Source organism: Azospirillum formosense (assembly GCF_040500525.1).
GTDB lineage: Bacteria > Pseudomonadota > Alphaproteobacteria > Azospirillales > Azospirillaceae > Azospirillum > Azospirillum formosense_A.
Map to the genome: position 1 here is coordinate 500,110 of NZ_CP159404.1, position 21,668 is coordinate 521,777.

Here is a 21,668-nt window from a genome sequence, read left to right on the forward strand (position 1 = left end):
ATCGGCCCGACCATGAGCAACAAACGCGTCCTGATCATCAGCCACGGCCATCCCGCCTTCTCGCTGGGCGGCGCGGAGGTGGCCTCCTACAACCTGCACCAGGGGCTGCACGACCTGCCGGGCTGGGAGAGCCATTACCTGGCCCGCACCTCCCCGCCGGTCACGCCGCACGGCAGTTCCGCCCTGATGGCGCTGCGCCAGAAGGAGCGGGAGGTCCTCTACTACGCCAACGATTACGACCATTTCCGGCTGTCGAACCGCAACCTGCCGGGGCTGGAGAAGGACTTCGTCCGCTACGTCCGCGACCTCCAGCCGGACGTGGTGAACTTCCACCACTTCCTGGGCCTGGGCATCGAGACGATCCAGGCGATCCGGCAGGCGCTTCCGCGCGTGCCGATCGTGGTGACCTTCCACGAGTATCTGTCCATCTGCCATCACCACGGCCAGATGGTGAAGACCAGCCGCAACACGCTGTGCTACCGCGCCAGTCCGGCCGACTGCGCCGGCTGCTTCCCGCACATCGGCGAGGCGCAGTTCTTCAAGCGCGAGTTGTTCCTGAAGACATTCCTGGAGCAGGCGGACTTTTACGTCAGCCCGTCGAACTTCCTGATCGACCGCTACGTGGATTGGGGCCTGCCCCGCGAGAAGTTCCGGATGATCGAGAACGGCCTGACGGTCGAGGGCATCGCCCCGCCCCGTCCGCTGGCCCGCGGCGGCAAGCGCAACCGCTTCGCCTTCTTCGGCCAGCTCACCGAATTCAAGGGCGCCCATGTGCTGGTCGAGGCGATCGGCCGCGTTTCCGAGAAGGCCTGGGGCGAGGACGGCGCGCTGATGATCTTCGGCGGCAACCTGGAGCGCCAGCCCGAGGCCTACCAGAAGAAGTTCAACGAGGCGGTGGAGCGCGCCGGCGACCGTGTGCGCTTCTACGGCAGCTACCGCTCCGCCGAGCTGCCCGGCCTGATGAAGGACGTGGACTGGGTGGTGATGCCCTCCATCTGGTGGGAAAACTCGCCGGTGGTGATCCAGGAGGCCTTCCTGCACGGCCGTCCGATCATCTCCAGCAACATCGGCGGCATGGGCGAGAAGGTCACCCACGGCGTGGACGGCCTGCATTTCCGCAACGCCAGCGTCGAGGATCTGGTGGACCGCCTGACCGAGGCGCTGATCACGCCGGACCTGTGGGACCGCCTGCGCATGCGCATCCGCCGCCCCATCGACCGCGCGGAATGCGCCCGCCGCCACGCCGACGTTTTCGACGCGCTGATCGCGAACGCGGGTGGTGGCGCGGTGTCGATGCCCGAGCGGGCGGTGGCGCAGAAGCCGTGATGGGAAAGCGCGTGCAGGACAGCGGCCCCCTCCCAAACCCTCCCCCGCTGCGCGGGAGAGGGAGCCGGAGCAGAGCTGCGGCAGTTCCCTCCACCGCCAAAGGCGGGGGAGGGTTAGGGAGGGGGCAATGCACCCTGGCTCTCCTCGCCACCCTCCTCCTCGCCCCCCCCTCGCACGCCGCGGACCTCCGCGTCAGCGTCCCCACGGGCGCCGCGCTGGAGACCGTCTACGACCACCGCACCCAGGCCTGCGAGGACTGGGACGTGCCGGACGCCCCGGCGCGCGCCTGGAAGGCGGCGGACGGCAGCGTCCGGCTGCTCGCCGCGCACACCCGCGCGCGCACCTTGAGCGGCCCGTCGCTGAACGAGCTGCACCACGCCTGCCGCATCGTCTTCCAGTCGGCCAAGCGCGACGACCCGGCGCGCTTCGACGACATGGGTTGGCTGACCTCGCCCTACACGCTGGACGGCATCACCGTCTACGGGCTGGTCCACAACGAATATCACGGCCACAAGCGCCGCGACCTCTGCCCGACGGGCGACTACATGGCCTGCTGGTGGAACGCGCTGACCCTCACCGTCTCGCACGACGGCGGGCAGAGCTTCGGGCCGGCGCGCTACGTCGCCGGGGTGCCCTACCGCTTCCGCGGCGATCTGGGGAAGCGGGCCGGGCTGTTCGCGCCGAGCAACATCGTCGAGCGCGACGGCTGGTACTACGCCATGACCTTCGCGGAGGGCATCGGCGCGCAGAAGCGCGGCGTCTGCCTGATGCGCACCCGCGACCTCGCGGATCCGGCGTCGTGGCGGGCGTGGGACGGGCGGGATTTCACCGTCCGCTTCCGCGATCCCTACAGCGAGGGCGAGGCCGATCCCGAAGCGTCGGTCTGCGCGCCGCTGCCGCCCGACCGCCTGCCCTTCACCGTCACCAGCCTCGTCCGCCACACGCCGAGCGGTCTCTACGTCGCGGTGATGGCCGGGCGGCGGGCGGAACGGAAAGGGGCGGAGCCGGTGTCCGGCGTGTGGGTGTCGACCTCCGCCGACCTGATCGGCTGGTCATCCCCCCGCCTCGCCTGGGCCGCGCCGCTGCTCACCGACAAGACGTGCGCCGTGGACGAGACCTTCTACTACCCGGCCATTCTCGATCCGGACGCCAGAAGCCGGAATTTCGAGGACACGGATGGAAACGCCTGGCTCTACCTGACCCGGCTTGCCCAGAAGAACTGCAAGCCGACCAGGGATCGCGATCTGGTCCGAATAATGATCCGGGTTGAGCCGTCCCAAAGCGGCTAAATTTCATCAAGAAAAAACCCGAACCTCGCAACCTTCCACCACCCCGACCCCAGGAGAATTAAATTGGCTAACATCCTAGTCATGATTCCCTCCGGCGAAGTCTATGATCATGACTGCGTGCGGTGGTATAGCTACCAGAACATTCAGCGTAGCATCAATCATTACCACAACATCGGCGACGCCTTCGTCTACGATTCCTCGCTGAAGCTGCTGACCTTCGACCGCCTCGACGTCGTGGAGATCCGCGAGTTCAAGCAGGAGGTGGTGGACCGGGCCAACGCCGAATACGATTACGTGTTCCTGCGCGGGTCGAACTACATCCACGACCACATGACCTGGCCGGAAGGCACCGAGCAGGTTCTGTCCAAGCTGCGCATCCCGGTCATCGCCTTCGGCGTCGGCGCCCAGGCCCCGGCCACCGGCAAGCTGAAGCTGTCGGACGAGAGCAAGCGCATCTGGCAGATGTTCGCCGACAAATCGACGACGCTGGGCGTGCGCGGCACCTACACCGCCGAAGTGCTGTGGGACCTCGGCATCAAGAACGTCCGCATCGTCGGCTGCCCGACCGCCTTCCGCAACCGCGATCCGGAGCTGCGCATCGACTTGCCGTCGCTGGACAGCGTGCGCAACGTCGGCATCACCATGCGCCGCGAGGTGTCCAGCCATTATTCGCCGGACGTGAAGACCTACCTCACCCGCCACCGCGACTTCGTCAAGGACATGAGCCGCCGCTTCGACACCGTCCTGATGATGCAGGGCGAGGTCGAGGAGAAGAAGCTGCTCTGGGGCACCGACGAGCAGAAGGCCGAGGCCTGGGACGAGCTGCACAACAATAACTGGCTGAAGAACTGGTACTTCGACGAGGAGCTGGACGAGCTGTACCGCTCGCGCCTGTGGTACTCGGACGTCGTCGCCGACTATGAGAGCATCGTGCGCTCGAAGGACCTCGTGCTGGGCTACCGCCTGCACGGCAACCTGATGGCGCTGTCGAACGGCACGCCGTCGGTCTATTTCAGCTACGACAGCCGCACGGCGGAGTTCGCGGAGACCTTCGCGATCCCCTGCTACGACGTCTATTCCGACAAGCCCTTCGTCCTCGAAGAGTATTGGGACCAGGGCCTGTTCGAGAAGTTCAACCGCACCTTCTACCAGCGCTACCGCGACATGCGGGAGTTCCTGGACGAGAACTACATCCCGCACCGCATGCCCAGCCCGACCGCGCGCAAGTCTCCGCAGCGCAAGGCGGCCTGACGGCGGTTGCCGCATCAAGGGGCGCCGGCTCCGGAGAGCGTTCTCCGGGGCCGGCGCCCCGTTCCCGTTCCTTCCTCCGCTTACTCGCGAGTGCCCGCCATGCCCGACGTCGCCACGCCCGACACCCTGTCCTCCACCCCCGTCGCGGCGGAACCTGCGGCGTCCGTCATCGAAGGCCGGGTGGACGCCGTCCAGGCCGGACGGATCTACGGCTGGGCCTGGGACCGCTCCTACCCCGCCGACCGCCTGACGGTGGAGTTCCGCGCCGAGATGCCGGATGGCCGCAGCGTGGTCCTGGGACGCGCGCTGGCCGACCGCCCGCGCGAGGATTTGGTGGGCGGCAATTTCGGTGACGGCCATCACGCCTTCGAAGCCGACCTCGCGATTCCGGCCGGGCTCGACCCCACGCGCGTCGTCGCCGTGGTCGCCGCGCCCAGCACCGGCACCATCGCCACCTTCGCCCAGCCGAGCGCCGAGGAGAAGCTGCTGGAGCGCACGCTCGCCCCGCATCTGGTGCGCATCGCCGCCGGTCTGGATGCCGCCCGCCGCGACCACCAGCAGATCGCCGCCGGCCAGCAGGGCATCGCCCGGCTGCTGCGCGAGACGCAGGACCGCGTCGCCGCCGGCCAGGCCGGAGCCAGCGCCGCCGCGGCGCAGCAGGCCGCCCTGTCGGACGCGCTCCACGGCCTTGAGGAGCGGGTGGCCGGGCTTGAGGTCTTCCTCGTCCGCATGGACACGACGCTGCGCGGCTTCGACGACGCGCTGAAGGTGAAGTCGTCCAAGTCGCACGCCCCGACCATCATCGCCGCCCTGGCCTCGGCCGTGGGCGCCTTCGCCGCGACGGTGATCGGGCTGGCGATCTTCGGGTAAGGGTACTTTCGCCGCCCTCCCGGCTCAGACACCGGGCCTCCGTCTCATCGTTTCCAGGCGCTTCAGCCGCCGCCGAGCCCGGCGGCGGCTTTGCCGTGCGCCGGTGGTGGACGCGCCGCCGTTCCGCGTGCCACCCTGCATGACGCGCGTCCCGCCGGGATCCTGCGGGCCGCGATGCGGCGTTCAGGACGTTCTTGAAACGAACCGCATTCCGAACCGACAAGGCCGAAGGCCTTAACCGGGAGACATGCGACATGCCCGCAGACGGTCCCTCCACCCCTCCGAACTCCCCGCATGGCGGCGGCCTCATCACGCCCAGGGAACTCCACGCCATCACCGAAGAGCAGGAGATGGCGCGGCGGAAGGAGGCGCAGGAGCTTGAAAGGAAAAAGCAGGAAGAGCAAAGCGCGATCCACGAGGCCTTCATGCACCAGCATGTCCGCCCCGACGCCAAGGAGCGCTTCACCCGCGCCGTGCGCGCGGCGGCGGAACGCGGGGAAACCGAGATCGAGATCGTGCGCTTTCCCAGCGGCTACTGCAGCGACGGCGGCCGGGCGATCAACAATTTCGAGCCCGACTGGCCGGACAGCCTCACCGGCTTCGCGCGGGAGATCTACGACAACTACGACCGGTATCTGCGCCCCCTCGGCTACAAGCTGCGCGCCGAGATTCTGAACTATCCCGGCGGCATGCCGGGCGACGTCGGCATCTTCCTGCACTGGTGAGAGCGGCCACTGCTGAGAGCGGCGGCGTCCGAACGCACCGACGCCCGGCCAGAAGCTGGCCGGGCGCGGTCGTCGCCGAAAATGTGAGGAGAGATGCCGACCTTAGGCGGTCGGGCTCGCCTTCGAGGCCGACGAGATGGTGTTGTTGGCGACGTTCTGGCTGATGCTGTCGGCGATCGACACCGCGGAACGGCCGTTGTTGTTGTTGAAGATGTTGTCGTGCACGTCGAGCGTGATCGACCCGGCGCCCTTCAGGTGCTCCATGATGCCGCCGTTGTTGTTGAAGATCTCGTTGCCGTAGATCTTGTAGGTGACGCTGGTGCCCTGGTTCTGGCCGACCGAGATGCCGACGTTGGCGTTGCCGTAGATGGTGTTGTCGTAGATCTCGGTGCTCGACTTGGCGAGGATGCCGGCGCCGCGCGGGTTGTCGTAGATCGTGTTGTCGTGGATCTTCAGCGTGCTGTTGGCCTGGCTGTGGTCGTGGTAGAGCCCGTGCGACCGGCCGTCGCCGCCGCCGGCGCCGTTGTTGAAGATCGTGTTGCCGGCGATCTCGCCGCTCAGGATGCGGCCGTTCCAGCCCGAATAGACACCGTCGGTCCGCCAGCCGTTGTCGCTGATCGTGTTGTTGGTGAAGTACTGGTCGGCGTTGTCGGCGGAATAATGCACGATGCCGTAGGCGCCGTTGCCGTCGATCGTGGACCCGTCGATCCGCAGCCCGTGGGAGGTGCCGCTGATGACGACGCCCGAGCCGTGGTTGTCGACGATCTGCGAGTTGGTGACCTTCACGTTGTCGGCGCCGCCGTTCAGCAGCAGGCCGGCGTCGCCCGAACCCTTCATGGTCAGGCTGTCGAAGGTGATGTTGTCCTTGTTGTTCAGGCTGACGGCGTAGCTGGAGCCGCTGGCCGCCTCGATCACCGGGTTGGCGCCGGTGCCGTAGGCGCCGTAGATGATCGGCTTGTCGGAGGTGCCGGAGGTGGAGGCCAGCAGGCTGTCGTGCCAGGTCTCGCCACGCTCGAACAGGACCAGCGAGCCGGGGGCGAAGTTGGTGGAGTTCACCTTGTCGAGCGACTTCCAGGCCTGGTTGGCATCATGGCCGGAATTGCTGTCGCTGCCGTTGGTCGCATCGACGTAATAGATCTGCGAGGCCGGGGTGGACGGGTAGTCCGACGTGCCGGAGGTCGGCGCCATGGGGGCGGCCGGCGCCGCCGCGGCGGTCGTCGCGAAGAACTCCTTGGGAGCGGCGACGGCCAGCGTGCCGTTCCACCACATGTTGGCCTGACCCGGGACGACGTCCTTGCCGTCCAGCGCGCCCTTGTCATAGGTGACCGACGGGTCGGTCGGGGCGACCTTGTGGCCGTTGATGGAGATGGCGTTGACCGTCAGGTTGCGGTCCTGCCCATCGACGGCGCCGTCGTTGTCGTACTGGATCTGAATCTTGTGCGCCTGATCGGCGGTCACGTTGGCGTCGAAGGAGAAGTCCTTGGCGTCGCCGCCCGCGGTGCCTTCGCCGACGACGGCGCCGTCCACCAGCAGCTTGAAATGGGGCGACACACCGCCCGCGGCGGTGCCGGAGGCGTTCACGACGATCTTGGCGGTGGAGGCGGCAGCGGCCGTGGCGTCGGCCAGCGCAAGAGGCTGCGCGGTGGTCTGGAGTGCCTGGAGATGGAGAATTGAGTCCGGCGTCGCGGCGCTGTCGGTGGTCACCGGGGTGATGCCGTCGACAACAGCCTGGAACGGATCGGCAGCAGAATCACCGACAAAACCGGTCGTGTCGGCGTGGTTCTGATGATCAAGCTCAATGGCCATATGTTCCATGGTCTTTCACTCTTTCCTTTTTACAGCGCCACGTTTGTGGCGGTGGGCGGGAATGTGCGCGGATCGCGCCGTCCCGCTTGCTGTGCGCTCAATCGTTTTCGACAGGACCGGAGCCTAGCCAGCCCCGTGTGGCCTTAAATGGTTCGATTTTAGGATAATTAGATTTTGAAGTGCGCCAAATCCGTCACAGGAAATCCCCTAACGAAAGGAGTAGTTCCCTGAATTTAAGCGCTAGCACGAACGGATTAATACTTCTGGTAAATTCTTGGAATCTCTCCGAACTACAAGAATTTAGCCACCAATTTCCGATGGATTTCTGCGCTGCATCCAAGGATTGGGTCCGGCCGTCTTGTGACATTCCTGTTGAAGAAAGCTGGGATGCCACATACCATACGCCACACGGACAGTTTGTATATCAAACAATCCGTCTCGCCAGACAATCGAAAAATGATGAGCCGTGCCGACGGAAGCCCGGCCACCCAAAAGGGAAGGAATGAGGCATGAAGGACGTACAGCGCCCGCGCTGCGCGCGGAAGACCCCTTTTGACTCCTTCGCTTTTAAAAACACGCCAAGAAGAACGCTTGCCGGCGGAACGGCCCTGGCCGGCGCGCTCGGCCTTCTGCTGATCCCCAACGCGGCCCAGGCCGCCTGGGAGCCGACCAAATCGGTCGAATTCGTCGTCCCGGCGGGAACCGGTGGCGGCGCCGACCAGATGGCGCGGATGATCCAGGGCATCATTCAGAAGAACAACCTGATGGGCCAGCCCATCGTCGTCATCAACAAGTCGGGCGGAGCCGGTGCGGAAGGCTTCCTCGACGTCAAATCGTCGAGCCGCAACCCGCACAAGATCATCATCACCCTGTCCAACCTGTTCACCACGCCCCTGGCGACCGGCGTTCCCTTCTCCTGGAAGGACATGACTCCGGTGGCGATGCTGGCGCTGGACAACTTCGTCCTGTGGGTGAACAGCGAGGCCCCGCAGAAATCGCCCAAGGAGTTCGTCGAGGCCGCCAAGGAGGGCGGGGCCAACCGCTTCAAGATGGGCGGCACCGGCTCCAAGCAGGAGGACCAGATCATCACCGCCGCCATCGAGCAGTCGGCGGGGGTCACCTTCACCTACGTCCCCTACAAGGGCGGCGGCGACGTCGCGGCCCAGCTCGTCGGCAACCACATCAACGCCAGCGTCAACAACCCGATCGAGGCGGTGTCGCAATGGCGGGCCGGGGCGCTGCGGCCCCTCTGCGTCTTCGACAAGGAGCGCATCCCGCTGAAGGAGCCGGTGGCCGACGGCAAGTCGTGGAACAGCATCCCGACCTGCAAGGAATCCGGTCTGGACGTGGAATACACCATGCTGCGCGGCATCTTCATGGGGCCGGGAGTCACGCCGGACCAGATCGCCTATTACGTGGACCTCTTCAAGAAGGTCCGCGAGACGGAGGAATGGAAGGACTTCATGGCCAAGGGGGCCTTCAACGTCAGCTTCAAGACCGGCGACGACTTCAAGTCCTGGCTGACCGCGGCGGAAACCCAGCACAAGACCCTGATGGACAAGGCGGGCTTCACCAAGCAATAGCCTCCCTCGTCCAACGCGCGGCCCCCGGGGCATCGCGCCCCGGGCGCCCTCCCCCACCTTCCGGGTTTTCGTGGGAGTGAGCCATGGAGCATGGAACGCAGAACAGTGATCCGGTCGTTTCGAACCGGACCATGGAGATCGTCGTCGCCGGGCTGTTCGCCCTCGTCGCCCTCGTGGTGATGGCCGACAGCATCCGCGTCGGCAACGGCTGGGGGTCCGACGGACCGAAGGCCGGCTACTTCCCCTTCTATGTCGGCCTGATCATGCTGGTCAGCAGTCTGGCCACGCTGGCCGTCAACCTCTGGCGCCACAGCGGCGAACGCACCGCCTTCGTCGAGAAACATCAGCTCGCCCTGGTTCTCCAGGTGCTGGTCCCCAGCGTGGTCTTCGTGGCCCTGACCGCCTTCCTGGGCATCTACCTGTCGGCGGTGCTGTTCATCGCCTTCTTCATGCATTGGGTGGGCAAGTACCCGCTCAAGACGATCCTGCCCGTCTCGATCCTCGTGCCCGCGGGCCTCTTCGTGATGTTCGAAATCTGGTTCCTGGTACCGCTTCCCAAGGGACCGGTGGAGACGATGTTCGGGTTCTGACCAGTCCAGTTTTTGAAAGCCGGGGCGGCCGCGGGAACGGCCGCGCACACCGAAGCAGCGGCAGGCATCCGCGACGAACCAGCCCATGCGGCGGGGACGAACCCCGCCCTGCGCGCTCAAGACGCGACCTTTCCAAACGGAACGGGCGCGGATGCCGGAAAGGGAGGGAAACTTGGAAGCGCTCGGGTCACTCATACACGGGTTCGGCGTGCTCGCCGATCCCATGAACATCGCCTACATGTTCATCGGCATCACGCTGGGCGTTCTGATCGGCGTGCTGCCGGGGCTGGGCGGGGCGAACGGGGTGGCGATCCTGCTGCCCCTGACCTTCAGCATGTCGCCGACCTCCGCCATCATCATGCTCTCCTGTATCTACTGGGGAGCGTTGTTCGGCGGGGCCATCACCTCGGTCCTGTTCAACATACCGGGCGAGCCATGGTCGGTGGCGACCACCTTCGACGGCCACCCCATGGCGCAGAAGGGCCATGCGGGCGAGGCCCTGACGGCGGCCTTCACCTCGTCCTTCTTCGGGGCGTTCGTGGCGGTCCTGCTCATCACCTTCCTGGCCCCCGTGATCGCCGGCTTCGCCCTGCGCTTCGGTCCGGCGGAGTTCTTCGCGGTCCAGCTTCTGACATTCTGCAGTTTCGTCGGCATGGGCAGCGAATCCCCCTTCAAGGTGCTGTGCGCCATGATGCTGGGCTTCGCGCTGGCGGCGGTCGGGCTCGACAGCGTGACCGGCGAGCTGCGCATGACCTTCGGCTCGGTTGAGCTGCTGCGCGGCTTCGACTTCCTGATCGCGGTCATCGGCCTGTTCGGCATCGGCGAAATCCTCCTGACCATGGAGGAGGGCCTGGCCTTCAAGGGCAAGAGCGCCAAGATCAACGCCAAGGTCGTGTGGGAGACCTGGAAGAGCCTGCCCCGCTACTGGGTCACCGCCATCCGCGGCTCCATCGTCGGCTGCTGGATGGGCATCACGCCCGGCGGCGCCACTCCCGCCTCCTTCATGAGCTATGGCCTCGCCAAGCGCTTCTCCAAGAACCGCCAGAATTTCGGCAACGGCGAGGTGGAGGGCGTGGTCGCCCCGGAAACCGCGGCCCACGCCGCCGGCACCAGCGCGCTGCTGCCCATGCTGACCCTGGGCATCCCCGGCTCGCCCACCGCGGCGGTGCTGCTGGGCGGCCTGCTGATCTGGGGTCTCCAGCCCGGCCCGCTGCTGTTCGTCGAGCAGAAGGAGTTCGTCTGGGGCCTGATCGCCAGCATGTATCTGGGCAACATCGCCGGCCTGATCGTCGTGCTGACCACGGTTCCGGTCTTCGCCTCGATCCTGCGCATCCCCTTCAGCATCATCGCGCCGGTCATCGTGGTGATCTGCGCGGTCGGCGCCTACACCGTGCACAACGCCTTCCTCGACATCGTCATGATGCTGGTGTTCGGCGTCGTCGGCTACGTCTTCAAGAAACTGTCCTACCCGCTGGCCCCGCTGGTGCTGGCCCTGGTGCTGGGCGACATGGCGGAAAGCTCCTTCCGGCAGGCCATGCTGGTGTCGCAGGGGGATCTGGCGATCTTCTGGTCCAACCCGCTGGTCGGCAGCATCGTCACCCTGGCGCTGGTCATGCTGTTCTGGCCGCTGATGTCCGCCCTGCTGCGCAAGCGGCAGTCCCGGCAGGACGGCGGGACCGAGGTCATCCCGGTCAAATAAGCCATCCCGCTGAACCAGCTCCACCCACTCCCCCGCCGGCCTCCGGGACGGGACGGCCGGCGGGGGGATTTCTTCTCACATCGGGGGGTTCGGGACGATGGACACGTCCGATTTCATGATCGCTCTGCTCCAGATCATCTGGATCGACATCCTGCTGAGCGGCGACAACGCGCTCGTCATCGCGCTGGCCTGCCGCTCGCTGCCGCCGAAGCAACAGAAGATCGGCGTCTTCCTCGGCACCGGGGCGGCCATCGTGCTGCGCGTGCTGTTCGCCGTCATCATCGCCTATCTGCTGGCCATCCCGTACCTGAAGATCATCGGCGGTGTGCTGCTGTTCTGGATCGCCATCAAGCTGATGCTGCCCACCGAGGAGGAGGAGCAGGCGGCGCACTCCGGCACCTCCGCCGGGCTGTGGGGGGTGGTCCGCACCATCGTGATCGCCGACGCGGTGATGAGCCTGGACAACGTCATCGCCATCGCCGCCGCCTCGCACGGCAACACGGTCCTGCTGATCCTCGGGCTGGCCATCAGCATTCCGCTGATCGTCTTCGGCAGCACCCTGATCCTGAAGGCCATCGAACGGCTGCCGGCCCTGGTCTACGCCGGCGCCGGGCTGCTCGGCTACATCGCGGCGGAGGTCATCCTCACCGACCCGAGCATCCATTCCCACGTGACGGAAAGCCTGCCGGTGCTGACCGGGACGGCGCCCTTCGTCGCGGCGCTGGGGGTGATGACGGCCGGCTTCCTGATGGCCCGCAGCATCAACCGCCGCCGCGCCGTGGTGGAAACCGATCCGGCTTGACGAGTTCTCAGCAGCAGGAGGAGCGACGGGGCTCGCGGCAGCGGTTGCCCCGGACCGCCCGGAAACGGCCCGGCTGGGCCATGGCGCGCACGTCGCTGGTGATCTCGGAGATGAGTCCCGGATCGTTCCGCACGATCTCCGTCACCACTGCGGCCAACCCGGCAAGGGCGAACACGACGGCAAGACTCTCCAACATCGGGAACTCCGGACTCTGGCCACACTCATGCTGCGTTGCAGCAGAGATGGCGCAAAGTCCGTTGGGGAGCAAGGGATAAGAAACGTAGCATTTCGTATACCAGACACGCAGCAGGAGCCGGACACAGGCTCCGCACCGCCAGTTCAGGGAGGAACGTCGAGATGCAAGCGAAGGACGTCATGACATCGCCGGTCATCACGGTGGCGCTGGACACCCCCGTGCCGGACATCGCGGAATTGCTTTTAACCCATCGGATCAGCGGCTTGCCGGTGGTGGACCAGGACGGCCGGGCGGTCGGCATCATCAGCGAGGGGGACCTTCTGCGCCGGGTGGAGACGGGAACCGACCGCCCGCGCGCCCGCTGGCTGGAGATGCTGGTGGGCCGCAACGTGCAGGCCGCCGATTTCCTGAAGACCCATGGGCGCTGCGCGCGCGACGTCATGTCGCGCCCGGTCCACGCCGTCGCGCCCGACACGGAGATCGCCGAGATCGCCGACCTTATGGAGGACAAGCGCATCAAGCGCGCCCCGGTCCTGGTCGACGGCCGTCCGGTCGGCATCATCAGCCGGGCCAATCTGCTGCACGGGCTGCTCCGCAACCGGCGCGGCGCCGTCGGTTTCGGCGCGACCGGCGACGAGGCAATCCGCGCCGCGCTGCTGGAGGCGTTGGAGGGACAGTCCTGGGTGGACCTGAATCAGGTCAACATCGTCGTCAACGACGGGGTCGTGCAGCTCTGGGGCATGGTCGACAGCGAGGAGCAGCGCCGCGCCCTGCACACCGCGGCGAGCGGCGTGAGCGGCGTGAAGCGCGTGGAGGAACATCTCAACCGGAACCGCTTCGTCGGGTGATCCCCGGCCATCCGCCCCATCGAAGGAGCAGACCGATGCCGCCACCCGAATTGACCGTCCAGCCTCTGGACTCCGGCGCCACCTTCCGCAACCAAGTCTACCGAAGGCTGAAGCAGGCCATCATCCAGATGGACATCTACGACCACCCCGGCGACGTCCGGCTGGACGAGCGCCAGCTCAGCGGCCTGCTGGGCGTCAGCCGCACCCCGATCCGCGAGGCCCTGACCCTGCTGGAGCAGGAAGGTCTGGTGCGGCTGGAGCCGCGGCGGGGAATCTACGTCGTCCGTAAGACCAAGACCGAGATCATCGAGATGATCATCGCCTGGGCGGCGCTGGAAAGCATGGCGACCCGCCTCGCAGCCGAGCGCGCCACCGCGGAGGACATCGGCACGCTGTGGGACATCTTCCGCAGCTTCGAGGAGCAGGCGCCCTCCGACAACATCCAGGAATATTCCGACGCCAACATCGAGTTCCACAAGGCGATCATCCGTCTCAGCCGGGCGCGCATCCTGGAGACGCTGACCGACAACCTGTTCATCCACATGCGGGCCATCCGCAAGCTGTCGATCCGGCAGGACAACCGGGCCGACCAGTCGATGCACGAGCACCGCGACATCATCCGGGCGCTGGAGCGGCGCGACGGCGAGTTGGCCGAGCGTCTGGCGCGCGAGCACACGCTGGGTCTGGCCGCCCATGTCGAGCGCCACGGCGATTTCCTCGACTGGCTGCGTCTGGCCGAGGTGCGGGGCCCCGACGTGAAGGCCGCCTTCAAGGACGGCCTGCCGCTGATGTAGCCTCTTTAGCCCTCTCCCCTCTGGGGAGAGGGTGGCCCGAAGGGCCGGTGAGGGGGTTGCGCTTGTACCGGACGTGGCACCATGCGCAACCCCCTCACCCTAACCCTCTCCCCAGAGGGGAGAGGGGAAACTCGCTCCGTTCACTTCATCGACGGGAAGGAGAACTGCGCGCCTTCGCGCACGCCGCCCGCCGGCCAGCGCTGGGTGATCGTCTTGCGCCGGGTGTAGAAGCGCACGCTGTCCGGCCCATAGGCCGCCAGATCGCCGAACAGCGACCGCTTCCAGCCGCCGAAGCTGTGGTAGGACACCGGCACCGGCAGCGGCACGTTGACGCCAACCATGCCGACCTTGATCGCGTCGGTGAAGTAGCGCGCGGCCTCGCCGTCGCGGGTGAACAGGCAGGTGCCGTTGCCGTACTCGTGGGCGTCGATCAGGTCCATGCCCTCCTGCATCGTTTTCACACGAACGACGCAGAGGACCGGGCCGAAGATCTCCTCCCGGTAGACGCTCATGTCCGGCGTCACCCGGTCGAACAGGCAGCCGCCGAGGAAGAAGCCGCCTTCGTGACCCGGCACCACCAGACCGCGGCCATCGACCACCAGCTCCGCCCCTTCGGCGACGCCCTGGTCCACGTACCCCTTCACCTTCTCGAAATGGGCGCGGGTGACCAGCGGGCCCATGTCGCAGCCGGCACCGGTCCCCGCCCCGACCGTGAGGCCGCGCACCTGTTCCGCCAGCATCGCCACCACGCGGTCGGCGGTCTCGTCGCCCACCGCGACGACCACGGAGATCGCCATGCAGCGCTCCCCGCAGGAGCCATAGGCCGCCCCCATGATCGCGCTGACCGCGTTGTCGAGGTCGGCGTCGGGCATGACGATGGCGTGGTTCTTGGCTCCGCCCAGCGCCTGCACGCGTTTCCCGTGGGCGGTGCCGGTGGCGTAGACATATTCGGCGACCGGGGTGGAGCCGACGAAGCTGACCGCCTGGACGCGCGGGTCGGTCAGCAGCGTGTCCACCGCCTCCTTGTCGCCATGGACGACGTTCAGCACGCCCGGCGGCAGACCCGCCTCCTGCGCCAGCTGCGCGACGAGCAGGGAGGCGCTCGGGTCGCGCTCCGACGGCTTCAGGATGAAGGCGTTGCCGCAGGCCACGGCGACCGGGAACATCCACAGCGGCACCATGGCCGGGAAGTTGAAGGGCGTGATGCCTGCCACGACGCCCAGCGGCTGGAACTCCGACCAGCTGTCGATGCCCGGCCCGACATTCTTGGAATGCTCGCCCTTCAGCAGATCGGCGATGCCGCAGGCGTACTCGACGTTCTCTATGCCGCGGGTCAGCTCGCCGCGGGCGTCCTCCAGCGTCTTGCCGTGCTCCCGCGTGATCGCCGCGCAGACGCGGTCGGCGTTGTCCTCCAGCAGTTGGCGGAAGCGGAACATCACCCGCGCCCGCTTGGCCGGCGGCGTCGCCCGCCACGCCGGGAAGGCGGCCTCTGCGGCGGCGATGGCCGATTCCACGGTGGCGCGGCTGGCGAGCGGGACGCGGCCGACGGTCTCGCCCGTCGCCGGGTTCACGATGTCGGCGCTGCGGGTCTCGGCGGGGGCGTCGGCGACGCCGCCGATGAGATGCGGAACGAGGGTCATGGCTTTCCCATCCTCCTCAAGCGGTCGCCTGGATGGCGTCGGCGACGGCGTTCATCAGCCGGTCGAGGTCCTCGCGCTCGCTGACGAAATGCGGACCGAACTGCAGCGTGTCGCCGCCGAAGCGGACGTAGAAGCCCGCCTTCCAGCAATGCATGGCGATCTCGTAGGGCCGGCGGGCCGGCTCGCCCGGCAGGGCGGCGATCTGCACCGCGCCGGCAAGACCGTAGTTGCGGATGTCGGTGACGTGCTTCAGCCCCTTCAGCCCGTGCAGCACCGTCTCAAAATGCGGGGCGAGCGCCGCCGCCTTCTCGGCCAGCCGGTCCCGCTCGAACAGCTCCAGCGCGGCGAGGCCGGCGGCGCAGGCCACGGGGTGGGCGGAGTAGGTGTAGCCGTGGGGGAACTCGACCATGTAGTCGGCACCGCCGTTGTCCATGAAGGTCCGGTAGATCTCACGGTTGGCGACCACCGCGCCCATCGGCACCGCACCGTTGGTCAGGCCCTTGGCGACGTTCATGATGTCCGGCACCACGCCGAAGGCATCGGCGCCGAAGGCGGCCCCCATGCGGCCGAAGCCGGTGATGACCTCGTCGAAGATCAGCAGGATGTTGTGCTTGTCGCACAGCTCCCGCAGCCGCTTCAGATAGCCCTTGGGCGGCGGCAGCACGCCGGCGGAACCGGCCAGCGGCTCCACGATCACCGCGGCGATGTTGGAGGCGTCGTGCAGGGCGACCAGCTCCTCCAGCGCGTCGGCCAGTTCGGCGCCCTGCTCCGGCAGGCCCTTGGTGAAGGCGTTCTGCGGCAGCAGCGTGTGCGGCAGATGGTCGGCCTCGACGCCCGAGCCGAACAGCTTGCGGTTGCCGCCGATGCCGCCCAGGCTGATGCCGCCGAAATTGACGCCGTGATAGCCCTTCGACCGGCCGATCAGCTTGGTCTTGGTCGGCTGGCCCTTCAGCCGCCAATAGGCCCGCGCCATCTTCAGCGCCGTGTCGGTGGCCTCCGACCCCGAATTGACGAAGAACACATGGTCCAGCCCGGCCGGCGTCATCGAGGCCAGCTTGTGCGCCAGCTTGAAGGCGGCGGGGTGGCCGAACTGGAAGGCCGGGCTGTAGTCCAGCTCGGCGATCTGGCGGGCGACGGCCTCGCTGATCTCGCGGCGGCTGTGCCCGGCGCCGCAGCACCACAGGCCGGACAGGCTGTCGTAGATCTTCCGCCCCTCGGCGTCCCAGTACCAGGCGCCATCGGCGCGGGCGATCAGGCGCGGGTTCGCCTTGAACTCGCGGTTCGCCGTGAAGGGCATCCAGTGGGCGTCCAGCTCCTCGCGCGTCAGCCCGGCGGTCGGGGCGGTTCCGGATTTCTGGCTCTCGTCCAACGGCGGCATCGGGCGGCACTCCTGCTGGTTCGGGTGAGCGTGACGGGCCACGCCGGAAAACAGTGTGCCCGGAGGATTGATTGCGGTTAAATCCAAACCATTCAAACCTTACGCAAGCATCCGCTTACCTATCCATGACCAAGCCCGCCCGCACCCTGAGCGGCCTCAACGACGCCGACCTGCGCCTGCTGCGCGTCTTCACCACGGTGGTGGAGTGCGGCGGCTTCTCCGCGGCGGAGGTGGAGCTGAACATCAGCCGCGCCGCCATCAGCCTGCACATGGCCGATCTGGAGCGGCGGCTGGGGCTGCGGCTGTGCCGGCGCGGGCGGGCGGGCTTCCTGCTGACCGACGAGGGACGCCTGGCCTACGAGGCGGCCCTGCGCCTGTTCGCCGGCCTGGAGAGCTTCCGCAGCGAGATCAACGCCGCGCATGGACGGCTGCGCGGCGAATTGACCATAGGCATCACCGACAACCTCGTCACCATGCCGAAGATGCGCGTGACCAACGCGCTGCGCGGCCTGAAGCAGCAGGGGCCGGAGGTGCGGGTGAACATCCGCATGATCCCGCCCAACGAGATCGAGCGCGGCGTGCTCGACGGACGGCTGCAGGTCGGCGTGGTCCCGGCGCGGCGCGCCCTGCCCGGCCTGGACCGTCTGCCGCTGTACCAGGAAGAATCGCTCCTCTATTGCGGGCGTGGCCACCCGCTGTTCGATGCGGAGGCGGTGCCCGACGCCGCGGTGGAGGCCGCCGACGCCGTCGCCCCGACCGAGGCGCAGCAGGTGCCGGAGGCGGCGGGGGTGCAGCGGGCGCTGACCGCGACCGCCACCGCGACCGACCGCGAGGGAGTGGCCTTCCTCATCCTGACCGGCTGCTACGTCGGCTTCCTGCCCACCCATTACGCGCGGCAATGGGTCGAGCGCGGGGCGATGCGCGCGCTGCTGCCGGAGCGCTTCCACTACGCCCAGGAGTTCCAGGCGGTCACCCGGAAGGGCGCCCGGCCCAACCTCGTGCTGGAGCGCTTTCTCGACCTGCTGAAACGGACGGAATGAGGAGGCGAGCCGGCCCTTCAAAATTCAGGGTGATTTCCATTGACGCCGGCCCGGTCGCGCCCCACCGTAATTGAGGGGAATACGAACAAAGAACCGGTGGGGGAGCGCGGCCATGGTGATGCTGACCGAACAGTTCGTCATCGACTATCTGCTGTTCGCCGCCGTCCTGCTCACCGTCACCTGCTCGCTGCTCGGCAGCTTCTTTCTCAGCGCGCTCAGCCGCCAGACGGGGGCCCTGTCGCGCCTGATGATGTGGGGCGTTCCGGCGACCCTGCTCAGCACCGCCCTGTGGTCGCTGGCCATGCCGACCAACCAGGCGCTGGTGGTCGGCGTCGCCACCGCCGGGGCGACGCTCGTCGGGCAGCATCTCCTGCCCTTCGGCCCGGTCGGCGCGCGCGGTTCCTGGTCGTGGGACGCGCTGGTGTTCCGCGGCCTGTCCTGGACCGGCCGCACCGCCCTGATGCTCGCCCCCGCCGTCTGGCTCGGCGGCATGCCCTCCTGGATCCTGTGGTTCGCCCTCGCCGGTCCCCTGAACGCCGCCATTTTCGCCCTGTGCCAGTTGCGCGGCACCAACCCGGCGCTGCGCCGGTCGGTGGAGCAGGGCGACGTTCTGTGGGGCGGCTCCCAGGGGGCGGTCCTGGGCGGCCTGCCGGCTTTCCTGATGCTGTTGTGAGGGAGCACCCGAAAAATCGGGGATGAATCCACCGTACTCATACGAAAATCCACCGGGTGGGTCTTGCGTGGGCGGGACGACCGGGCCATCTGTGCGGGACTGGCTCCGGGCCCCTCTGGCGGTCCATTTGGTACGGACCGCGATGTCGGAGCCCTTCACTTGAGCGGACGGCGCAGCCGTCCCCTTCTGGAGGGTCCGTATGACCGCTACCTCTTTTTCTTCGTTTCGTTACGGTTCCGCCCACGGCGAGACCGCGCATTTCGCGGCGCGCCAGCGGCTGGAATGGCTGGCGCGGATGATGGACAGCGCCGTCCGCGTGCCGGGCACAAACATCACCTTCGGCGCCGACGCGGTGCTGGGTCTGGTTCCCGGCTTCGGCAACCTCGCCACCACGGCGGTGTCCGGCTATCTCATCCGCGAGGCCTGGAGGCTTGGCGTGCCGCGCGGCAAGCTGCTGCGCATGGTCGGCAACGTGGCGATGGACAGCCTGATCAGCGCCGTCCCGGTCGCCGGCAACATCGCCGACGTCTTCTGGAAGGCCAACCGCAAGAACATGGCGATCCTGGCCGAGCATCTGGACGGTCATCCGCCGCACGGCGGCCAGTCCTATGGCCGCCGGCGCTCGGCGCCCTACACCATCGACGGCGAGTGGCGCCGGACGCGGTGACGTCGAACGCGGTGACGGGGCGGGCTACTCCCCGCCGAACCTGATGCGGTGGTTTTCCAGCATCAGTTCGTCCAGCCGGCGGCCGGCGGTGAAGCCCGCCTGCCCCGGCGGGACCGGCGTGTCGGCGGGAAGCCGCGGACAGGGTTCGGCGGTGCCGATCACCTGAACCACCGGATAGCGGGCGGTGTAGATGGGCAGGTTCATGTCCTCGCCCTCGTCCGACAAGCCCTTGCCCCGGACCTTGGCGCTCGCCTCCTCGATCTCCATGCCGACCACCATGGTCGCCTTGATCTCCTGAGCCGTGCTGACCCGCAATTCGGCGCTGCGCCCCGGATAGAAGCGGTCGACCATGGCGTCGAGCGCGCGGGTCTTGGCCTCCGGCTCCTCGACGATGCGCGCGGTGCCGAAGCACATGGCTGACCGGTAATCCGCCGAATGGTTGAACCCGCTGCGGGCCAGCACGAGGCTGTCGAGATGCGTGACGGTCAGGCAGACCGGCAGGCCGTCGCGCTGCGCCCGCAGCATCCGGCTGGCCGAGGATCCATGCCAATACAGATGTTCTCCCTCCCGCCAGAAGGCGGTGGGGGTGCAGTAGGGCTGCCCGTCGATCACATAGGCGATGTGCGCGATCATCGCGCCGTCGAGGATGGCGTGAACGGACTCCCGATCGTAGCGCCCCCGCTCGTGCAGGCGCTTGACCCGGTTGCGGTCGGTGACGGGGTAGCTGTCGGACGGAATGGTCTCGGACATCGCGGAACTCGCTTCGCGGCGGTGGACAACGGCGCCATTAGAGCCTAGCCATTGGTCCGGCGTGAGAGCCAATTCCGTCCTTGTCGACTGGACCAATCCGATGCCCGCCCCTATGTCCGATCTGCTGCTGCTCCCCATCGATCGGACGGGCGGGGAGCCGCTGCTGCGGCAGGTCTATGACGCGCTGCGCCGGGCCATCCTGTCCGGGGCGCTGACGCCCGGCGCGAAGCTGCCGCCGACGCGCGCGCTGGCCGAACGGCTCGGCGTCGCCCGCAACACGGTGGTCGCCGCCTATGAGCAGCTTCTCGCCGAAGGCTTCATCGAGGGGCGCGTCGGGGCGGGCAGCTTCGTGTCCAGCGATCTGCCGGACGGGTTGGAAGTGCCGCCGCCGGAACCGCCGCGCCGCGTCCCCTCCCCAGCCCCACCAACCACCCCTTTCGGCACCCTTCCGTTCAGCACGGGGCGTTGCACGCTGGATGAGCGCAGTTTGCGGATCTGGCGCAGCCTGACCCTGCGGCACCTGCAGCGACCCGACCCGGAGATGCTCGGCTATGGCGAACCCGGCGGGCCGGTGGCGCTGCGGCAGGCCATCGCCCGCTATCTCCAGAGCGCACGGGCGGTGCGCTGCGAACCCGAACAGGTGGTGATCACCGCGGGCGCCCAGCAGGCCATCGACCTCGTGTTGCGCGTTCTGCTGCGGCCCGGCGACCCGGTGTGGCTGGAAGACCCCTGCTACCCCGCGGTGCGCGCCGCGCTGGAAGCGGCGCGGGCGCGCGTCGTGCCGGTGCCCGTCGATGGGCAGGGCATGGACGTGGCGGCCGGCGTCGCCGCGGCGCCGGACGCCCGGCTGGCCTATGTCACCCCGTCCTCCCACTATCCGCTGGGTGTGGTGCTGTCGATGGCGCGGCGGATGGAGCTTCTGGCCTGGGCGCGCACGGCCGGCGCCTGGGTGCTGGAGGACGATTACGACAGCGAGTTCCGCTACGCGGGCCGTCCGCTCGCCTCGCTCCAGGGGATCGACGGCGGCGGGCGGGTCATCTACGTCGGCACCTTCAGCAAGGTCCTGTTTCCCGGCCTGCGGCTCGGCTACGCCGTCCTGCCGCCCGAGCTGCTGGACCCGGTGCTCACCATGCGTCGCCTGACCGATTGGCACCCGGCGACGCTCTACACGGGCGTGGTGACGGATTTCCTGAACGAGGGTCATTTCGGCCCGCATCTGCGCCGCATGCGCCGCCGCTACACCGCCGCGAGGGATGCGCTGGCCGACGCCATCGGCGCCCACCTTTCCCCCTGGATGGAGGCGGAGGTGCCGGAGCAGGGCATGAAGCTGATCGCCCGGCTGCGCCCCGGCTTGTCGGACCGCGACGTGGAGGCGGTGGCGGCCCGGCGCGGCATCGCCGTCCGTCCGGTCAGCCCGATGCACATCGCCGCCCCGCCGCTGCAGGCGCTGATGCTGGGCTTCACCGGCCATGAGCCGGGTGCCCTGCGCCACGCCGCCCGCGAACTCGGCGCCGCGTTGGCGGCTGCACGATTAGACGTCTAATCCTCATTTTCGAGCGCAAAAGAGTTAATCTCAAAAAGCCCATTCCCACCAATGCGCTTTGGCGCACCGCACCCCTGGCTTTCTCCGGCCGCACGGCGATCCCAACCCTATGAGGTAGCCCCGATACCCCGTTTTTGGCCCGCGTCCCACCGGACGTTCGGCGCGCCCTACCCCCGATACCCTGTGCAAGGCAGGCCG

Annotated in this window: 20 protein-coding genes; 15 read left to right on the top strand and 5 right to left on the bottom strand. The window is 67.7% G+C overall.

Annotation, left to right across the window (positions count from 1 at the left end; translation table 11 throughout):
• Nucleotides 1-12: 12 nt before the first annotated feature.
• The 5 genes from ABVN73_RS22930 to ABVN73_RS22950 all read left to right on the top strand — a co-directional run bounded on the left by ABVN73_RS22930 (nucleotide 13) and on the right by ABVN73_RS22950 (nucleotide 5,461).
• Nucleotides 13-1,326: a glycosyltransferase family 4 protein gene (locus tag ABVN73_RS22930; protein ID WP_353860903.1), complete on the top strand. Its 1,314-nt coding sequence runs from the start codon at nucleotides 13-15 to the stop codon at nucleotides 1,324-1,326.
• 263 nt (nucleotides 1,327-1,589) lie between these two features.
• Nucleotides 1,590-2,615 carry a hypothetical protein gene (locus ABVN73_RS22935; protein ID WP_353860904.1) on the top strand — a complete coding sequence of 342 codons (1,026 nt, stop codon included), beginning with the start codon at nucleotides 1,590-1,592 and terminating at the stop codon, nucleotides 2,613-2,615.
• A gap of 63 nt (nucleotides 2,616-2,678) precedes the next feature.
• Nucleotides 2,679-3,866, top strand: coding sequence for a polysaccharide pyruvyl transferase family protein (locus tag ABVN73_RS22940; protein ID WP_353860905.1), 1,188 nt, complete (start codon nucleotides 2,679-2,681; stop codon nucleotides 3,864-3,866).
• Nucleotides 3,867-3,965: 99 nt separating this feature from the next.
• On the top strand, nucleotides 3,966-4,736 hold the full coding sequence (locus ABVN73_RS22945; RefSeq protein WP_353860906.1) for a hypothetical protein: 771 nt from the start codon (nucleotides 3,966-3,968) through the stop codon (nucleotides 4,734-4,736).
• A 254-nt stretch (nucleotides 4,737-4,990) separates the two neighbouring features.
• Nucleotides 4,991-5,461, top strand: a complete 471-nt coding sequence (locus ABVN73_RS22950; protein WP_353860907.1) for a hypothetical protein — start codon at nucleotides 4,991-4,993, stop codon at nucleotides 5,459-5,461.
• A 102-nt stretch (nucleotides 5,462-5,563) separates the two neighbouring features.
• Here the strand turns inward: ABVN73_RS22950 and ABVN73_RS22955 are convergent, their stop codons facing one another.
• Nucleotides 5,564-7,276 (bottom strand): carbohydrate-binding domain-containing protein, encoded by a 1,713-nt coding sequence (locus ABVN73_RS22955; protein ID WP_353860908.1) that lies wholly within the window; start codon nucleotides 7,274-7,276, stop codon nucleotides 5,564-5,566.
• Nucleotides 7,277-7,776: 500 nt separating this feature from the next.
• Here ABVN73_RS22955 and ABVN73_RS22960 point away from each other — a divergent pair, with 500 nt between their 5' ends.
• The 4 genes from ABVN73_RS22960 (at nucleotide 7,777) to ABVN73_RS22975 (ending at nucleotide 11,941) form a co-directional block, all read left to right on the top strand.
• On the top strand, nucleotides 7,777-8,850 hold the full coding sequence (locus ABVN73_RS22960) for a tripartite tricarboxylate transporter substrate-binding protein (RefSeq protein ID WP_353860909.1): 1,074 nt from the start codon (nucleotides 7,777-7,779) through the stop codon (nucleotides 8,848-8,850).
• A gap of 83 nt (nucleotides 8,851-8,933) precedes the next feature.
• Entirely contained in the window at nucleotides 8,934-9,440 is a 507-nt protein-coding gene (locus tag ABVN73_RS22965) for a tripartite tricarboxylate transporter TctB family protein (RefSeq protein ID WP_353860910.1), read from the top strand.
• Nucleotides 9,441-9,612: 172 nt separating this feature from the next.
• Nucleotides 9,613-11,139, top strand: a complete 1,527-nt coding sequence (locus tag ABVN73_RS22970; protein ID WP_353860911.1) for a tripartite tricarboxylate transporter permease — start codon at nucleotides 9,613-9,615, stop codon at nucleotides 11,137-11,139.
• Nucleotides 11,140-11,236: 97 nt separating this feature from the next.
• The gene (locus tag ABVN73_RS22975) at nucleotides 11,237-11,941 is read left to right on the top strand and encodes a TerC family protein (protein ID WP_137117631.1); all 705 of its coding nucleotides are present in this window, start codon (nucleotides 11,237-11,239) and stop codon (nucleotides 11,939-11,941) included.
• 7 nt (nucleotides 11,942-11,948) lie between these two features.
• Here ABVN73_RS22975 and ABVN73_RS22980 read toward each other — a convergent pair whose 3' ends face one another.
• Nucleotides 11,949-12,137 (bottom strand): hypothetical protein, encoded by a 189-nt coding sequence (locus tag ABVN73_RS22980; RefSeq protein ID WP_353860912.1) that lies wholly within the window; start codon nucleotides 12,135-12,137, stop codon nucleotides 11,949-11,951.
• Nucleotides 12,138-12,316: 179 nt separating this feature from the next.
• Between ABVN73_RS22980 and ABVN73_RS22985 the strand changes: the two genes are divergently transcribed.
• Both ABVN73_RS22985 and ABVN73_RS22990 read left to right on the top strand, forming a co-directional pair.
• Nucleotides 12,317-12,985, top strand: coding sequence for a CBS domain-containing protein (locus ABVN73_RS22985; RefSeq protein ID WP_353860913.1), 669 nt, complete (start codon nucleotides 12,317-12,319; stop codon nucleotides 12,983-12,985).
• Between the two features lie 35 nt (nucleotides 12,986-13,020).
• Nucleotides 13,021-13,779 carry a GntR family transcriptional regulator gene (locus ABVN73_RS22990; RefSeq protein ID WP_353860914.1) on the top strand — a complete coding sequence of 253 codons (759 nt, stop codon included), beginning with the start codon at nucleotides 13,021-13,023 and terminating at the stop codon, nucleotides 13,777-13,779.
• 140 nt (nucleotides 13,780-13,919) lie between these two features.
• Here ABVN73_RS22990 and ABVN73_RS22995 read toward each other — a convergent pair whose 3' ends face one another.
• Entirely contained in the window at nucleotides 13,920-15,419 is a 1,500-nt protein-coding gene (locus tag ABVN73_RS22995) for a CoA-acylating methylmalonate-semialdehyde dehydrogenase (protein WP_353860915.1), read from the bottom strand.
• 16 nt (nucleotides 15,420-15,435) lie between these two features.
• Complete coding sequence (locus ABVN73_RS23000) at nucleotides 15,436-16,797, bottom strand: aspartate aminotransferase family protein (RefSeq protein WP_353860916.1); 1,362 nt, start codon at nucleotides 16,795-16,797, stop codon at nucleotides 15,436-15,438.
• Nucleotides 16,798-16,922: 125 nt separating this feature from the next.
• Here ABVN73_RS23000 and ABVN73_RS23005 point away from each other — a divergent pair, with 125 nt between their 5' ends.
• The 3 genes from ABVN73_RS23005 to ABVN73_RS23015 all read left to right on the top strand — a co-directional run bounded on the left by ABVN73_RS23005 (nucleotide 16,923) and on the right by ABVN73_RS23015 (nucleotide 19,177).
• Nucleotides 16,923-17,837: a LysR family transcriptional regulator gene (locus tag ABVN73_RS23005; RefSeq protein WP_353860917.1), complete on the top strand. Its 915-nt coding sequence runs from the start codon at nucleotides 16,923-16,925 to the stop codon at nucleotides 17,835-17,837.
• Nucleotides 17,838-17,949: 112 nt separating this feature from the next.
• The gene (locus ABVN73_RS23010; RefSeq protein WP_353860918.1) at nucleotides 17,950-18,510 is read left to right on the top strand and encodes a hypothetical protein; all 561 of its coding nucleotides are present in this window, start codon (nucleotides 17,950-17,952) and stop codon (nucleotides 18,508-18,510) included.
• A 199-nt stretch (nucleotides 18,511-18,709) separates the two neighbouring features.
• The gene (locus tag ABVN73_RS23015) at nucleotides 18,710-19,177 is read left to right on the top strand and encodes a DUF4112 domain-containing protein (protein WP_353860919.1); all 468 of its coding nucleotides are present in this window, start codon (nucleotides 18,710-18,712) and stop codon (nucleotides 19,175-19,177) included.
• A 24-nt stretch (nucleotides 19,178-19,201) separates the two neighbouring features.
• Here the strand turns inward: ABVN73_RS23015 and ABVN73_RS23020 are convergent, their stop codons facing one another.
• Nucleotides 19,202-19,927 carry a pyridoxamine 5'-phosphate oxidase family protein gene (locus ABVN73_RS23020; protein WP_353860920.1) on the bottom strand — a complete coding sequence of 242 codons (726 nt, stop codon included), beginning with the start codon at nucleotides 19,925-19,927 and terminating at the stop codon, nucleotides 19,202-19,204.
• 112 nt (nucleotides 19,928-20,039) lie between these two features.
• Between ABVN73_RS23020 and ABVN73_RS23025 the strand changes: the two genes are divergently transcribed.
• Nucleotides 20,040-21,470 carry a PLP-dependent aminotransferase family protein gene (locus ABVN73_RS23025; protein WP_353860921.1) on the top strand — a complete coding sequence of 477 codons (1,431 nt, stop codon included), beginning with the start codon at nucleotides 20,040-20,042 and terminating at the stop codon, nucleotides 21,468-21,470.
• Nucleotides 21,471-21,668: the final 198 nt, after the last annotated feature.